At 37.0% G+C, this 16129-nt stretch carries 14 protein-coding genes and 1 pseudogene; 8 read left to right on the top strand and 7 right to left on the bottom strand.

Annotated features, from left to right (window positions below):
• Positions 1 to 8: 8 nt before the first annotated feature.
• Positions 9 to 488: a FixH family protein gene (locus tag A3M5_RS22025; RefSeq protein WP_018392021.1), complete on the top strand. Its 480-nt coding sequence runs from the start codon at positions 9 to 11 to the stop codon at positions 486 to 488.
• Positions 489 to 685: 197 nt separating this feature from the next.
• Here A3M5_RS22025 and A3M5_RS0101720 read toward each other — a convergent pair whose 3' ends face one another.
• Genes A3M5_RS0101720 through A3M5_RS0101730 form a run of 3 tightly spaced genes read right to left on the bottom strand, consistent with a single transcriptional unit; the run spans position 686 to position 3506 of the window.
• Entirely contained in the window at positions 686 to 1477 is a 792-nt protein-coding gene (locus A3M5_RS0101720) for a putative hydro-lyase (RefSeq protein ID WP_018392022.1), read from the bottom strand.
• A gap of 31 nt (positions 1478 to 1508) precedes the next feature.
• Positions 1509 to 2729, bottom strand: coding sequence for an NRAMP family divalent metal transporter (locus A3M5_RS0101725; protein ID WP_018392023.1), 1221 nt, complete (start codon positions 2727 to 2729; stop codon positions 1509 to 1511).
• Positions 2730 to 2744: 15 nt separating this feature from the next.
• The gene (locus A3M5_RS0101730; RefSeq protein ID WP_018392024.1) at positions 2745 to 3506 is read right to left on the bottom strand and encodes a LamB/YcsF family protein; all 762 of its coding nucleotides are present in this window, start codon (positions 3504 to 3506) and stop codon (positions 2745 to 2747) included.
• A gap of 303 nt (positions 3507 to 3809) precedes the next feature.
• On the opposite strand from A3M5_RS0101730, the gene pxpB reads away from it, so the two are divergent.
• From pxpB to accC, 4 genes are read left to right on the top strand one after another with little or no spacing between them, the layout of a single operon-like run.
• Positions 3810 to 4559 carry a 5-oxoprolinase subunit PxpB gene (pxpB, locus tag A3M5_RS0101735; RefSeq protein WP_018392025.1) on the top strand — a complete coding sequence of 250 codons (750 nt, stop codon included), beginning with the start codon at positions 3810 to 3812 and terminating at the stop codon, positions 4557 to 4559.
• Positions 4556 to 5551: a 5-oxoprolinase subunit C family protein gene (locus tag A3M5_RS0101740; protein ID WP_018392026.1), complete on the top strand. Its 996-nt coding sequence runs from the start codon at positions 4556 to 4558 to the stop codon at positions 5549 to 5551. Before pxpB ends, A3M5_RS0101740 begins: the two co-directional genes overlap by 4 nt.
• A 14-nt stretch (positions 5552 to 5565) precedes the next feature.
• Positions 5566 to 6030 (top strand): acetyl-CoA carboxylase biotin carboxyl carrier protein, encoded by a 465-nt coding sequence (accB, locus tag A3M5_RS0101745; protein WP_018392027.1) that lies wholly within the window; start codon positions 5566 to 5568, stop codon positions 6028 to 6030.
• Between the two features lies 1 nt (position 6031).
• Positions 6032 to 7390: an acetyl-CoA carboxylase biotin carboxylase subunit gene (gene accC, locus A3M5_RS0101750; protein WP_018392028.1), complete on the top strand. Its 1359-nt coding sequence runs from the start codon at positions 6032 to 6034 to the stop codon at positions 7388 to 7390.
• Positions 7391 to 7444: 54 nt separating this feature from the next.
• Here accC and A3M5_RS0101755 read toward each other — a convergent pair whose 3' ends face one another.
• Together A3M5_RS0101755 and A3M5_RS0101760 are read right to left on the bottom strand one after the other, a co-directional pair.
• Positions 7445 to 8203, bottom strand: a complete 759-nt coding sequence (locus A3M5_RS0101755; protein WP_018392029.1) for an IclR family transcriptional regulator — start codon at positions 8201 to 8203, stop codon at positions 7445 to 7447.
• A gap of 333 nt (positions 8204 to 8536) precedes the next feature.
• Positions 8537 to 9772: a helix-turn-helix domain-containing protein gene (locus A3M5_RS0101760; RefSeq protein WP_034298405.1), complete on the bottom strand. Its 1236-nt coding sequence runs from the start codon at positions 9770 to 9772 to the stop codon at positions 8537 to 8539.
• 244 nt (positions 9773 to 10016) lie between these two features.
• Between A3M5_RS0101760 and A3M5_RS0101765 the strand changes: the two genes are divergently transcribed.
• Entirely contained in the window at positions 10017 to 12317 is a 2301-nt protein-coding gene (locus A3M5_RS0101765; protein ID WP_018392031.1) for a glycoside hydrolase family 2 protein, read from the top strand.
• A 324-nt stretch (positions 12318 to 12641) separates the two neighbouring features.
• Here A3M5_RS0101765 and A3M5_RS25935 read toward each other — a convergent pair.
• Positions 12642 to 12778: pseudogene (locus tag A3M5_RS25935) on the bottom strand (NAD(P)-dependent oxidoreductase); the annotation flags it as partial.
• Between the two features lie 72 nt (positions 12779 to 12850).
• Positions 12851 to 13291: a cell wall hydrolase gene (locus A3M5_RS0101770; RefSeq protein ID WP_018392032.1), complete on the bottom strand. Its 441-nt coding sequence runs from the start codon at positions 13289 to 13291 to the stop codon at positions 12851 to 12853.
• Positions 13292 to 13770: 479 nt separating this feature from the next.
• On the opposite strand from A3M5_RS0101770, the gene A3M5_RS0101775 reads away from it, so the two are divergent.
• Together A3M5_RS0101775 and A3M5_RS0101780 are read left to right on the top strand one after the other, a co-directional pair.
• Entirely contained in the window at positions 13771 to 15837 is a 2067-nt protein-coding gene (locus A3M5_RS0101775; protein ID WP_018392033.1) for a BglG family transcription antiterminator, read from the top strand.
• Positions 15834 to 16100 carry a PTS sugar transporter subunit IIB gene (locus tag A3M5_RS0101780; RefSeq protein ID WP_018392034.1) on the top strand — a complete coding sequence of 89 codons (267 nt, stop codon included), beginning with the start codon at positions 15834 to 15836 and terminating at the stop codon, positions 16098 to 16100. The genes A3M5_RS0101775 and A3M5_RS0101780 overlap by 4 nt, the downstream gene beginning before the upstream one ends.
• Positions 16101 to 16129 lie beyond the last annotated feature (29 nt).

The raw sequence follows: 16129 nt of genomic DNA on the forward strand, positions 1-16129 counted from the left end.
GGAATAAGTTGAAAAAAATAATTTTAAGCATGGCACTGATCTTCGTTTTGCTCTTTATTTCAGCCTGTACAGCAAACACCGATCAATCCAATACTACGACTTCTACTCCTAAAATAGTAGAAGTGGAAATTCTTTTACCAGAAAAGATCTCTCTAAACGAGGAAAGTATACTGAAGGTTCAATTAACGCAAGATAAGGAAAGCGTAGAAGATGCAGATGATGTTCAATTTGAAATATGGAAAGCAAACAGTCAAGAAAAAAGTGAACTGGTTAAAGCGAAGTATGAAAAAGAGGGAATCTATAGTGTCAAAAAAACCTTTCAAGAAGACGGAATCTATTATGTTCAAACCCATGTGACAGCCCGTGGCATGCATGTCATGCCGAAGAAACAATTCGTTGTAGGAAATGTTTCGGAAGAGGAACTAAACGCGCTTAAAGAAGAACCTCAAACTCAAGGGGGAAGTCAGGGTCATAGTCATCATCATTAAATGACGGCAAATGATTTACATGTGGAGAAAAGGCGTTATTTATATACAGAGTACGTTTATTAACACCATGCTGAAAAAATAGCATCGTTTAACAAACGAAAATGTCCGGAGAGAAATTCAACTTCTCTCCGGATTTTTTTATTGAACAAAAGAGATTGATTTCTTAACTAGCTCTATTTTTCGTTTCTTGGATCATTCTATAAAACGCTAAGTTTTTCGTCCCGCACATCACTAATAAACATATGACCAGGGGCATGAGTAATCATCAATGAAGGTTTACTTTGTAAGGCAACTGCTTGGGGTGTCACGCCACAAGCCCAAAATACCGGAATCTCCCCATCCTTAATAGTGACTGCATCACCGAAATCAGGTTTGGTGATATCAGCTATGCCAAGTTGACTTGGATCACCGATATGAATAGGTGATCCGTGTACAGAAGGAAAGCGAGTTGTAATTTGAATGGCGCGAATCGCATCTTCATGCGACATTGGACGCATGCTTACAACAGTTGGCCCTTCAAATACACCTGCTTTTTCACATGGAATATTCGTTTTATACATAGGAACGTTACAGTTTTCTTCGATATGTCGAATAGGTATACCACTTTCAATGAGTGGTGTTTCAAATGTAAAACTACAACCTAGTAAGAAGCCGACCATATCATCTTCCCAATACTCTGTTATGTCTGTCACTTCTTCCGTGTAAATACCGTCCTTATAAATCCGATACTTAGGAATGTCCTTTCGAATATCAGCCTCTTTAGCAATTTTACTCGGATGGAAAGAGCCAGGTTCTGTCACATCCAATAAAGGACATGGTTTCGGATTTCGCTGGCAGAACAGCAAGAAATCAAAGGCATATTCTTTCTTTAAAATAACTAAATTGGCTTGTGTAAATCCTTTGGACATACCAGCAGTTGGCCCCGTAATGTCTCGTTTACGGATAAGTTCCCTTATTTCATTTGGAGCCATATATTCGTAACTTACCATGTGTAATCTCTCCTTCCAAAACAATAACTGCTTACTTAAATACTAATGGTAGTTGTTCAATTAGTGTCATTATTCCTAAATATCCCATGATGACGACTACGAGTCCACCTGAAATCGTTAACCATAATGGATGTTTATAATTCCCCATAATCTCTTTCTTATTAGCAGCTATTAATAACGTTCCTAATGCTATTGGTAAAATAAGAGCATTCAGAGCTCCAACTATTAATAAAATATTAACAGGTCGTCCAACTAATGCAAACGTTACAGTTGACACTACAATAAATAAGATAATAATCCAATTATGATACTTTTCTATTACCGGACTAAATGAACGAATAAATGAAACAGATGTATACGCGGCACCTACTACTGACGTAATGGCAGCTGCCCACATAATCACACCAAACATTCGATAGCCGATTTCACCTGCAGCAAGTTGGAATACTGAAGCTGGAGGATTGGACGGATCAATGGCAAGACCTTGAGACACAACTCCAAGTGCAGCTAAAAATAACGCGACACGCATAACACCTGTAACTGCAATACCTGTTACAGAACTTTTTGTTACTTCAGGTATGGATTCAACCCCTTTTATCCCCGCATCTAATAGACGATGCCCACCAGCGAATGTAATGTATCCTCCAACTGTTCCCCCTACTAGTGTCACGATGGCAAATATACTAATTTTTTCTGGTTTAATTGTATTAACTAAGGCTTCTCCAACAGGTGGTGAAGTAATGAATGCAACATACACCATTAAGATGATCATAACAAAACCGGCAATTTGAGCTACTTTGTCCATTGCTTTACCAGCTTCTTTAACTAGGAAAATAAAGATAGCAAATGCAGCACTAATAATTGCACCTGTTATTGGGTCTATTCCGACCATTGCATTTAATCCAAGGCCCGCACCTGCGACATTGCCAATATTAAATGCAAGTCCACCTAATACAATAATAACTGCCAAAAACACACCTAATCCAGGCAGGACTTTGTTAGCGATCTCTTGACCGCGCAATCCTGATACAGTAATAATTCTCCATACATTCAATTGAGCAAATACATCTAAAATCAATGAAATTAAAATAACAAACGCAAAGCTTGCGGCCAATTGCTGAGTAAAGACCGTCGTTTGCGTTAGAAATCCAGGACCAATCGATGATGTAGCCATTAAAAAAGCGGCACCAAGTAAGACACTGTTACTAACTTTCTTTTTCGCTTTAACTGTTCCTGTTTTTTGTTCTGTCATAATAACTGTCCCCACCTAGCTGTTTATTGATGTAACAATAACCTTATTTTGTTCTAACGTTTTTTTAATATACTTCGCAAAAGCAAGTGCATGTTTCCCATCTCCGTGAATGCAAATCGTGTCTGCTTTTAAAGAAACTTCCGTGTTTTGTTGAGAAGTGACTTTTCCTTCTGTCACCATTTTCACCACTTGAGACACCGATTGTTCTTCATCTGTTATTAAAGCGTCAGACTGCGAACGAGAAGTTAACGTACCGTCAGATTGATATGTACGATCAGCAAAAACTTCGTGCGCTGTGCGCAAGCCGATCTTTTCTCCTGCTTTCGTCAATTCACTTCCAGCAAGTCCGAATAAAACTAAAGATGGTGAAATGTCATAGACAGCTTGGGCAATAGCCTCAGCAAGCTTCGTGTCTTTAGCTGACATATTGTACAACGCTCCATGTGGTTTAACGTGCTGCATTGTTTCATTACATGTGGATAAGAACCCTTGAAGAGCACCAATTTGATAAACAACCATATCGTATGCTTCTTGCGGTGTAATTTTCATTTCGCGGCGTCCGAATCCATTTAAATCCGGCAGACCGGGGTGGGCACCAATTTTCACGTCATTTTCAATGGCAAGCTTGACCGTTTCCCTCATCACGCTCGGATCGCCTGCGTGAAAACCACACGCAATATTCGCAGATGTTACATATTTCAATATTTCTTGTTGTTCACTGAGTGTATATCGACCATAACTTTCCCCTAAATCACAATTCAAATCTACTTTAAACATCCTTTTCCCCTCCAAATAGTTTAGTTAGATTCTTATCCACCTTTAAACAAAGGTAAGCGTTTACAATATAAAAACATACATAATAAGTTCCGAATTAAGGAACAGTAGTTTTGAAATGCAAATTTATTTTATCATAAAAAAAAATGTCTGAATAGACACCATTATCGAATTGATTGAAAATACCGAAATGAGCTACTTTTGAAATCTCCACACTTGTTTTTTTATTTTTTGATAATTATAATTTAAATAGTCCATTTCTAAGAACTTTAGTACCGAATTTTGAAACCAATGGAGGTGTTGAAAATGAGTCATTGTTCCACTGAAGTCATCATGAAACCTTTAGGTGATTCCGCACTGATTGTCCAGCTTGACGAGGGAATAAGCCCGTCTATTCACCAAAAAGTTCAAGCGTTGTCCATGTTGTTGAATACTTATCCTTTTGATGGTTTTATTGAATCCGTACCGGCTTTTAATAATATTACAATCCATTACGATCCGGTATTAGTGCATCATACACAATTAAATAACCTTGCAAATAATCAGTCATCATTGACTTCTTTTCAAATAGTTTGTTCGAATATAAATGAATTAATTCAACAAATTGATGACACACAAAAAGTTGAAGCAAGACTAGTTGAGATTCCGGTTTTATATGGCGGTGAATATGGCCCTGATTTAGATGATGTAGCAGCGTATCATAACATATCACCAGAAGATGTGATTCGAATACATACTCAAAGTGATTGTTTAGTTTATATGTTAGGGTTTGCTCCAGGCTTTCCATTTATGGGGGGAATGGATGAAAGAATTGCAACGCCTCGCAGAGAAACTCCTCGGTTATCGATTGCGCCCGGGTCAGTTGGAATAGCAGGAAAACAAACCGGCGTTTATCCATTAGAAACACCTGGAGGCTGGCAGATTATTGGGCGTACTCCGTTAGATTTATTTCGTCCAGATCTTTCACCGCCGACATTGCTGCAAGCTGGAGACAAGATCAAATTTGTCCAAATTTCTCCTGAGGAATATCACTCATATAAGGAGATGAAGCGATGACTGTAAAAGTACTTAATCAAGGACTGCTGACAAGTATACAAGACTTAGGAAGATATGGTTCTCAAAAATATGGGGTCATTGTTAGTGGGGCGATGGATAAATCTTCGCTAAGAGTGGCAAATTTACTAGTAGGGAATAATGAAAATGAAGGCGCTTTAGAGGTTACCTTGTTGGGTACGTCCCTTCAATTTGAAAAAGATATGTTAATCGCGATAACAGGCGGCGATTTACTTGCTTCGATTGATGGCGAAAAAGCACCAACGTGGCGGCCTATATTAGTGAGAAAAGGCTCTGTATTGCAATTCAAATCTCCTTTAAAAGGATGCCGGGCATATGTAGCTTTCGCTGGAGGTATCGCTGTTCCAGAAGTAATGGGAAGCAAAAGCACATACCTTCGTGCAGGAATAGGCGGATTTAAAGGCAGAGCTTTGCAAAAAGATGATGTCATCACATGCGGTGAAATGAATGAATTCAGTACTTTGTTATTTAATCAATTAAATAAGAGAAATGGCAGCTTTACGTGGACAGTCAATTACGATGTACTCATCAATTTACAGCAAACTCAAACGATACGTGTAATAAGAGGCACGGAGTTTGACCGATTCGATGAAAAAAGTAAAAGAACACTTTTTAATGAACCGTATACATTAACGACTCAAGCCGATCGGATGGGCTATCGAATGGAAGGTCCTCCGCTCTCTTTAGCAAAGGAATTTGAATTACTATCTGAAGGTGTTACACACGGAACTATTCAAGTACCCCCAAACGGAAATCCAATTATTCTAATGGCGGACCGTCAAACAACAGGTGGTTATCCAAAAATCGCTCAAATTATTTCTGCTGATTTGCCGAGTATGGCGCAGTTACAACCGACTGCCAAAATACATTTTAAGGAAATTTCATATAGAGAAGCAGAGATTGAATTATTAAAGAAAGAACAAATAATAAATGAGATAAAAACAGGCATCCGCTTTAAAGGACTTTACATATGAGAGGGAATGACATAATGAAAGTAAATGAGTTCAAAGAATTAATTGAGTTAATTGAGCAGTCTTCTGTAGATGTACTTAATTTAGAGAAAAAGGATATAAAATTATATTTTCAAAAACGCAATGCGTCGAATGTGACAATAAATTTGGCAGAACGAGTATCTCAAGCAGCACAATTGGTTACGACAGATGAAACGATAGTGGAATCAGTACAGCCTGCCTCAAATGAAGATGACGGTTTTCATCAAATCAAGTCTCCTATGGTTGGAACTTTTTATTTGCGTTCAAATCCAGACGCAGAACCACTTGTTCAAGTAGGAGCAGTGATTGAAAAAAAACAACCAGTTTGTGTTTTAGAGGCGATGAAGTTATTTAATGAAGTTGAATCAGATGTTGATGGAGAAATTATAGAAATATTAGCTAAAGATGGACAAATCATTGAGTTTGGACAACCTTTATTTCTTGTAAAGGTGAGTGGCTAACATGCTAAAGAAAGTATTGATCGCCAATCGCGGAGAAATAGCTGTTCGCATTATTAGGGCGTGCAAAGAGATGGATATACAAACAGTTGCTGTCTATTCTGAGGCAGATAAGGATGCCCTTCACGTAAAACTAGCAGATGAAGCATATTGTATAGGCAGTGCTCCGTCAAAAGAAAGCTATCTTAACATCGTTAATATCATAAGTATTGCAACGATAACTGGAGTCGATGGAATACATCCTGGTTACGGATTTCTAGCAGAAAATGCCGATTTCGCTGAATTATGTCGTGAGTGCCATATTGCATTTATCGGCCCTTCTCCAGAAGCAATTCAAAAAATGGGCATCAAAGATGTGGCTAGAGATACGATGAAAGAAGCTGGCGTTCCAATCGTGCCCGGTTCAGATGGAATAATAAAAGATGAGGGGGAAGGTTTAAAGATTGCTGAAAAAATAGGCTTTCCAGTGATCATTAAAGCGACAGCAGGCGGCGGTGGAAAGGGAATACGTGTTGCACATGATCGAGAGGAATTAAAAAAAGGGATAAAAGTAACACAACAGGAAGCTGAAACGGCCTTTGGAAATCCAGGAGTTTATTTAGAAAAATTTATCGAAGACTTTCGTCATGTAGAAATTCAAATCATGGCGGATTCATATGGAAATGTCATACATCTAGGCGAACGTGATTGTACGATTCAACGAAGAATGCAAAAATTAATAGAGGAAACTCCATCACCGGCTATTTCAGCCGAAACCCGAGAAAAAATGGGTGAAGCGGCGATTCTAGCGGCAAAGGCAGTTGATTATATGGGCGCTGGTACAGTTGAGTTTATATACGATCACAAAGAAGATACATTCTATTTCATGGAGATGAATACTCGTATTCAAGTAGAACATCCGATAACAGAAATGGTCACTGGAGTCGATTTGATTAAAGAACAGATTCGAGTAGCTTCCCGTTATCCATTACAAATGAAGCAAGAAGATGTAACCATGACTGGATGGTCGATTGAATGTAGAATTAATGCTGAAAATCCAGCCAAAAACTTCATGCCTTCACCAGGAGAAATAAAAGAATATAATTTGCCTGGTGGTTTTGGGGTTCGAGTTGATTCTGCTGTATATGCAGGATATAAAATACCACCATTTTATGATTCAATGATTGCAAAATTAATTGTACATGGCAGCACAAGAGAAGAAGCGATTAAGAAAATGATTCGTGCTTTAGATGAGTTTACTGTAGAAGGCGTTTCAACAACGATTCCATTCCATAAAGCACTTTTACAAAATGAAGTGTTTTTAAGTGGAAACTTTAATACGAATTTTCTTGAAACATATAGTTTAGATATAGAAGAAATCTGAAACTGAAAACATCCCCTATTTATTCCTCAAAAACAGGTTAATAGAGGATGTTTTTTATTTTTTGATATATCCTAATCGTTCAGAAATTTGCTCAGCTGCTCGCTTTGCTTTTTCTACAAAAATAGGTATATTTTCATTTTGGTAATTAGCTTCAATACCGGCAATACTAATCCCAGCAATCACGTCCCCTTTATGATCAAAGATGGGGGCAGCGATGGCAGATGTATGATTCTCTAATTCAGAATGACTAATCGTGTAACCATCTTTTTGAGCTTGTCTAATCGTATTATATAAACATTCCTTATCGGTGATCGTTCCCATCGCAAAAGGTTGTAGTTCAATCGATTCAATATATTTATCAATTTCCGGACCCGGTAAAAAAGATAAAATGACTCGAGAACAGGCGCCAGCATATAAGGGACTTCTTCTGCCGATTGCAGTATATAAACGAACTTTTTGATTTGTATCGATTTTTTCAATATACATTGCTTCATTACTTTGTTTAACAATTAGATTAACAGCTTCATTTACATCATCATGCAGCTCTTGCATAATGGGTAAGGCAATTTGTCGAATATCAAGCCTTGAAGAAACTAAATGACCGAAATTAAGAAAGATTAGACCTAAACGATACTTTGAATCTGTCCCCTTCTCTAACAATCCCATTTCCTCTAAAGACATTAACATACGATAGACAGATGTTTTCGGAATGCCAGATAAACCAATAATTTCTTGGAATGTTAATTGTGCATGGTCTATAAATAAATTTAAAATATCCATTGAACGGACAACAGTTTTGTTTTTATTATACATTGCTTTTCTCCTTTATGTAGATATTCTACTTTACACATTTGATAATTTAAGATTGAGCCACTACCAAACTATCTACATAGGAAGTGGAAAAAAAGAGGATCTATATGACCTAATAATATATTATCAAATTTTTGAAAGACGTAGAAGGCAATCACAAAGACATATTAAATATTTTTGATATTTCAAGAAATACCGTTAAAGTGATAGTTTATATCCCGGTATCGAGTGGTCGTTCATAGAGGCTGTTCCAAAAGTTGACGCTTAACGGACTTTTAAATAAACAAATTGAAGTGGCGCTGCATTATGTATGCACACGGTAGAATTAAACCAACTTTAGCTATTTTTACTTTTAATATATTGGGATGGTGTTAAGGATGTCATTTTTTTGAAAACTCTACTAAAATAATTTAGATCATTAAAACCGACCATAAAAGCAATTTCTGTAATCGATATATTTCCTCTTTGTAAATACAACTTTGCTTCCTCTACCCTTTTTTGATTAATATAATCAATTATATTCATATTGGTATCTTCCTTAAACTTGCGTGAAAGATAGGAAGAGTTCACGTGGATTGTTGCCGCGATATCATGAAGTGTTAAAGGATTTTCTAAATTTAAATGAATATAATCTACAGCCCTTTTCACAATGGGGCTATAATGACGTGTCGAAAATCCATTTACAACATCACAATATTCATTCACCATTACGATACCTAATTTTTTCAGATAAGGTAGATTCGGGGCTCTTTCAATTAAAATGGCAAATTTTTCAGAAATCGTGTGAATATAAATGGGATGAACTCCTCCTCTTTCAGCAGCTATTCTACACAACGTGTTCAAAACCAATGATATATTTTTAGCCGATCGAATAGGGCTTTCAGGTATTCGATCGGAAATATTTAAGAGACCGCTGTTTTCTTGTGAAATACGGGCTATTTCCTCTTTATCTCCTCGTGCAATGGCATTTATTAGCTGCTTCTCATATGTATATCTCATTTCTATAATATTTTTACTTTCAGCAATAGTGGCTTTTAGCTGCTCTTTGTTTTGTGTAGGTGTAACGATATCAGAGGTGATGAGTTGTGAATCAACATGAGGATGTATACACATATTAACAAGTAAATCTCCGATGTTGTTAGAAGCATTGCTACTTAGAACAGATAAGGATGTATAGAATTCTTGGAGCTGTTTTCGTTCACTGACAGGCAGTTTGTTTTTAGAGATCATATCGCTAGTAAAGTCCATAACCGGTATACTCGAAAGAAAAGGGCCGATTAAAATGAAACCAGAGAAAGATCTGTTATTCCATAGACCAGCTGCAATATACTCAAGACCATAGGAATTTATATAGTAATAGTAGCTATTCGATTTATTTTTTCTTAATGTTTCATTAATAGTAAGATACTCATTGTCAACGTTTTGTAGTGCGGCTGGAATGCCATGATTCACTAGTTGTAAAAGAGCATTCCCATCCTTATCAATGAACCTAATATCCAAATTAGTAATTGTATTCAATATCGTACATATTTTATTGAAATCTTTAATATCACGTTCTGATTTTTCCAACATACGATCACCTTTCCGTTTAGTTATGGCTATTATTATAATCGTCAACTCGTTAAAAAGCTATATATGTGCTAGTTTAGTTGAAATAGTATGATTGTTAATAGGGGCAATAAACTATAATGAATTTAAGCGCATTCAAATGATAGAAGGAAAAAACAAGACCGTTTCGTATATCTAATAGTCGTTTTGGATACGATTAACTTGTCATCATTGCGGCAGAGAGAAGATAAAACGAGGAGGAACAACAATGAGAAAAATAATGAATATGAATCGTGCATGGAAATTTATAAAGCAAGATGAAGTAAAAGCAATGGATCAAGCTTATAATGATGAAAATTGGGAAGCCGTTCATGTCCCTCACACGTGGAACGCAATTGATGGAGCAAATGGATTTGATTTTTATAAAGGGGCTTGTTGGTATAGAAAAGAGTTTAATTTAGATACATTGGCTCAAGGAAACAAAGTATTTATTGAATTCGAAGGATCTAATAGCATTACGGATGTATATGTGAATGGTCAACATATGGGACAACATAAAGGTGGGTATTCTACTTTTCGATTTGATATTAGTGACGTTGTTGAATTTGGAACGAAGAATACGCTAGCTGTCAAAGTGGACAATACAGTTGTTGATGATGTATATCCTCAAATGGCGGATTTTACATTTTACGGCGGGATTTATCGTGATGTTAATCTAGTGATAGCGAATCATGTTCATTTCGACTTAATGGATTATGGTTCAAAAGGAATTTATGTGATTCAAGATGAGGTAAATGAAGAAAAAGCTTTACTCACAATTAAGTCAAAGATAACAAATGATCGCGATGAAGAGACAAAAGTAAGACTGTGGGCAGATATTTTAGATGCTCAAGGTCAAAATGTTGCTTATGCAGCCAAAGAAGTCGTACTTGCATCAGGAGAAACGAGAGAAGAAGAAATGTCAGTTGTCATCGAAAACCCAACATTATGGAATGGCCGAAAAAATGCTTATATGTATGAAGCAAAAGTGTCTATGCAACGTTTTAACGATACGGTGGATGAGCTTTCTATTCCTTTCGGTGTCAGATACTTTGAAGTGGATGCTGATAAAGGGTTCTTCTTAAATGGAGAGCATCTTGCCTTAAATGGTGTTTCAAGACATCAAGATCGAAAAGATATGGGTTGGGCGATTACAGAAAAAGAACATGAAGAAGATATGGAATTAATGAAAGAGGTAGGAGCCACTTCCATCCGATTGGCACACTATCAACATGACCAATATTTCTATGATCTATGTGATCAAGAAGGGATGGTTGTCTGGGCTGAAATACCATTTATCTCTGTTATGTCAAAAACAGAACTAGAAGGTATAAATGCCAAACAACAAATGATTGAATTAATTAGACAAAACTTTAATCATCCATCCATTATGTTCTGGGGAATTCAAAATGAAATTCAAATTAGCGGAGAAAGACCAGAACTTCGAAAACTTGTGAAAGAATTAAATGAGTTAACGAAAAAAGAAGATCCTACTAGATTAACGACAATGGCAAATGTTATGTTCGTGAAAGACGAAGATGAGTATAATTATATGACAGATATCGTTGGCTATAATAAATATTATGGTTGGTATAATGGTGTGGCTGAAGATTTTGCCGGATGGCTTGATGGATTTCATAAGACGAATCCGACTGTAAAAGTAGGTATATCTGAATACGGTGCAGAAGGTATTTTACAATATCATAGCAATGATCCAAAAGTAAAAGACTACACGGAAGAATATCATGCGTTATATCATGAAACCGTTTGGAAAATCTTTGCGGAACGTCCTTTCCTTTGGTCAACATACGTATGGAACATGTTTGATTTCGGTGCCAATATACGAGATGAAGGCGGCGTAAAGGGAAGAAATAACAAAGGTTTAATCACGTACGATCGAAAGATTAAAAAGGATGCTTTCTATATGTATAAAGCAAATTGGTCAGATGAAAAATTTGTGCATATTACGAGCAAACGATTTGTTGATCGAGCAGATGATGAAATCAAAGTGAAAGTGTATTCGAACTGTGAGGAAGTCACACTTTATGTGAATGGGTCTGAGGTGTCTGCAAAAACAAGTGATGATCGAATCTTTATTTTTGAAAACATTGCTTTACAAGCTGGAATAAATGAAGTAAAAGCCATCGCTAATCATGAAGATAACTGCTTTGAAGATACAGCTAAATTCAATAAAGTGAATGAACCAAATGAAAGCTATAAAGCGCCTGAAGAAGAAGGCGGCTCCGTATCCAACTGGTTTGAAATGCCGGACTTGGATGATGTTGAAACGGAAGAACTTCACATAACTGATGATGTGTATTCAACACGCTGCAACTTTGAAGAGCTTTTCAAAAATGAAGAAACGAAGGCGGTGCTTGATAAGTATTTAGCCGGCATTGAAGAGCATCCAATGTTCGGAATGATACAAACAATGACCGTTGATACGATGTCTGAATTGGCATCAGAACAATTTAATGAAAAAATGTTGTACACCCTTAATAAAGAACTAACAAAAATTAAAAAGTCATAAATAATGAAGAAGGGGGCTGCTTTATGTTAAGCAGCCTCTTTTAATTTTTTAAAAAAAGGCTCTGTTAAAGTTCAATGTTAATAAAAGTCATGGTTCATTCTGATAGAGTTTCATGGTAAGCTTTTTGAACGAACTGCTGAGTATTCTAATTTGAATATAAAAACAGCTACACTATACTCTATTGAATAACTCTACTAATTATTTAATTATGCTTGTGACGATTTCACTAGATTTTGGCTATCTTTCCTGTTATCGGAAAGCCCTAGATATCAAGCTAAGTGTGAAAAAAATCATCAATATCACTAACCAGAGCTTTATGATTTAATCAGCGCCTTCCTTCGCAAAAGCCACGGCTACCGCCCGACCAATTCCGCTATCTCCGCCTGTTATAATGGATGTTTCCCCTTAAGCTTGCCGCTCCCTATATAGCCTGCATAATCGAAAATAGGCCTTGGATGCATCTGCGACTCCAGACCAGGTACTCGGTCCTGATGTTGTGCTGGAAAGGTTAAAAGCTTACTCAAAGAGTAAGCTTATCCGATATAAACACTATCACATGTTCCAGGTTTTGGTTCATAATAACAATGATTTTTATATTGACCAGCAAAAGGTTGACCGTACCATGTTGGAGGGCATGGAGCATATGGATTAAAATACCAAAGAGCATATTTCCCTGGGTGTTGTCTCCAATAATCCAAATTCTGTTTTGCTAATCTTTTTTCAGCACTTCTCGCTCTTTGATAAAATAGATTCCCTTTTTGAACAGCTTCAAAGGAATAATTGTTTCCTTGTACTTGAAAAATAACATCGGAAATTGTTCTTAAATCTTTAAAGTCTGAACAATCTGCTTTAAGACGATTAACAATTACATTTCCAACATATAACATTCCCTGTTTACCTTCGCCCTCGGCTTCTGCCCTCATCATCCTTGCCATTAAGTCAACGTCCGAACTTCGGTAAGGTACTCTTGGCATTTTTACACCCCCAAAATATAGTATGAAAAAAAACCTACATTGGTGTAGACTTATTTCAAATAAAATCACCTTTCATCCTACGTCCAAATATATTTAGGATGACCTTCTTTTTTATGAAATGATGTACTATTTCCTTACATAAATAAAAAATTGTGAATAATTGCACTTTAACTAACGGGGGCGTTAGTTGATTCAGAAACAATTAAAGACTGCATTTAAGCAGTCTTTTACTTTGTTCAAATATCAACAATGAAGTTTAACAGAGCCTAAAAAAAAGAAAAAAGCCTAATTTTCTCTTTTAATTGAAGAGCTAAAAGGGGCTTTTTAAATTAAAATGAAAACCTCTTAACGATTGAAAATTGCTCCTCATTCAACTAGAGAGTATATTGTTGTGCAGACTAGAGGACAATAATAGGTCTTAGAAACAATGTTTATCTCACGAGAATTAAGATATTGTAGAAATAGGGGAGGGCAGTGAGATGTTGTTAGATGAACGAAGTGTTAATTTACTGCAAGCTTTACAACAGTCTTCCAATTTAAAAATGAATCAATTACAGTCACAAACAGGTCTGACCCGCAGACAAATACAATATAGTATTGGAAAAGCGAATGACTGGCTTCAATTTCATAACTATCAACCTATTGGGTATGACCGGCAAGTAGGGTATTACTTGTCTGATAAAATTCAAGATGAAGAATTACAAGGAAAACTGACGAAACGCACGTATGTGTTTTCTGAAACAGATCGAGAAAAGGTCTTTTATTTGATGCTTTTACTTAGCCGAGAGCCTTTGTCTGTTTATCACTTTCAGTCGATTACGGGGCTTTCACGCAATACAGTATTGAAGGATCTGCAGCGGCTCAAGAAACATGCACAATCACTGCAACTGCACATTCACTATTCGAAGCAGGACGGCTACGTGATAAAAGGGGATAGCAACAAGAAAAGGTACGTCATCGAACAGCTTATCCATGATGTATTGCACAGCACGAATAGTCATCTCATTATGGAGTGTATATGGGGAGATCAACGGGAACAAATAAACGCGTTGCGGGTGCAGCTGGAACAAATCGAACGAGCATTAGGGATCACCTTTACGGATGAGCGGCTGCAAGAATTAACCTATCTTTTTTTATGTACCGACCAGCTCATTGGAAAGGGAGAAAGTTTACATTCTACACTTAGCTGGGAACCGTTGATCTCAACGGAAGAATTCAACATCATTGAGCAAATGACTCAAACGGATGCCATTCATTCTGTTTGGAGTCAAACAGAACAGTTATATGCAACATTGCACCTATTAAGTATGAATCGGACAAAAGATGTATCTCCATTGGAAGAAGATACGGTCATTCAAGATTTCCTAAGTGAAATTGTCGAAGAGTTTGAACGATTAGCTTGTCTGCACTTATATGATAAAGAACAGTTCTATAAACAATTGTACGTTCATTTCAAGCCTGCTTATTACCGAATGAAGTATCAAATATCTTTAACAAATCCAATGACTGAAAGAGTCCAAAAAGTGTATCCAGAGCTCTATCATCTCACAAAAAAATCATTGGGACCGCTCGAAAAAGTGATCGGTTATCCTGTACCTGAAGATGAAGCAGCGTATTTTACCATCCATTTTGGCGGGTGGCTTCGGAAGCAAGGCACAACACTTGACGATCGAAAGCGTGCGATTGTTGTGTGCCCGAATGGAATCGGCATTAGTAACATCTTAATCTATACATTACGAGAATTGTTTCCAGATATTTTATTCTTGGATGTTTTGTCTGTTCGGGATGCAGCCAGTTATAAATTATCTTATGATTTAGTGTTTTCGACAGTGCACCTTCGAACAGATGCTACTTTGTTTGTCGTCCCGCCTATTTTAGAAATACAAGATAAGCACACTCTGCGTCAGCAAGTCATGCAGGAGTTGTATGGATATACTGTGCAAAATGTAGATGTGACGGCTTTGTTAAAAGTGATTTCTAAATATGCGACCATCCATGACCGAGGTGAACTTGAAAAAGCGTTGCAGTCCACTATTTATACGCATACAGAAAAAATAAACAAGCATTCATTAAAGGAGGCAAAGAAACCGGTGTTAGAAGAATTACTCACTTTACAAACGATTCAACTACAATCACGTGTTTCGGATTGGAGAGAAGGAATAAAAGTGGCAGCGGAGCCTCTTGTCCAATTAGGAACGATAGAAGAAGGCTATGTAGAAGCGATGATTAATTCGATTGAGGCGAATGGACCCTATGTCGTGATCACGCCAGGTGTAGCGATTCCGCACGCACGGCCTGAACAAGGAGTACGGTCTTTATCCATGAGCCTGTTAAGACTGGATGAACCCGTTAACTTCGCACCAGATAAACCGGTTCGACTGATTATTGTCTTGGCCGCGGTAGACAGTGACTCCCATTTACGTGCATTAATTCAGTTGACACAATTATTGAGTGAACCATCTAATATTGATGATATTTTACAGAGTTTAGACAAATCCGTACTGCTCGATTACGTTCATAAATATTCAAAGGAGGAAACAGTATGAAAATCATGGTCGTTTGTGGAAATGGATTAGGCAGCAGTTTTATTATGGAGCTAAATGTGAAGAAAGCATTAACAGAAATGGGAAAAACAGCAGAAGTCGATCATACAGACTTAACGTCAGCTAAAACAGTCCAAGCCGATATTTTCCTAGGAGCGGCAGATATTGTGGGGCAGCTGGATGATGGAAGCCGTACGATTGTAACGTTGGAAAACATGATGAGCATCCCAGAAATTAAATCTAAATTAGAGTCACACCTGAATTAATGTCTTTCGGGTAAAGGAGGGCAAACGTA

The organism is Bacillus sp. 37MA (assembly GCF_000372765.1).
Taxonomy (GTDB): domain Bacteria; phylum Bacillota; class Bacilli; order Bacillales; family Domibacillaceae; genus Domibacillus; species Domibacillus aminovorans.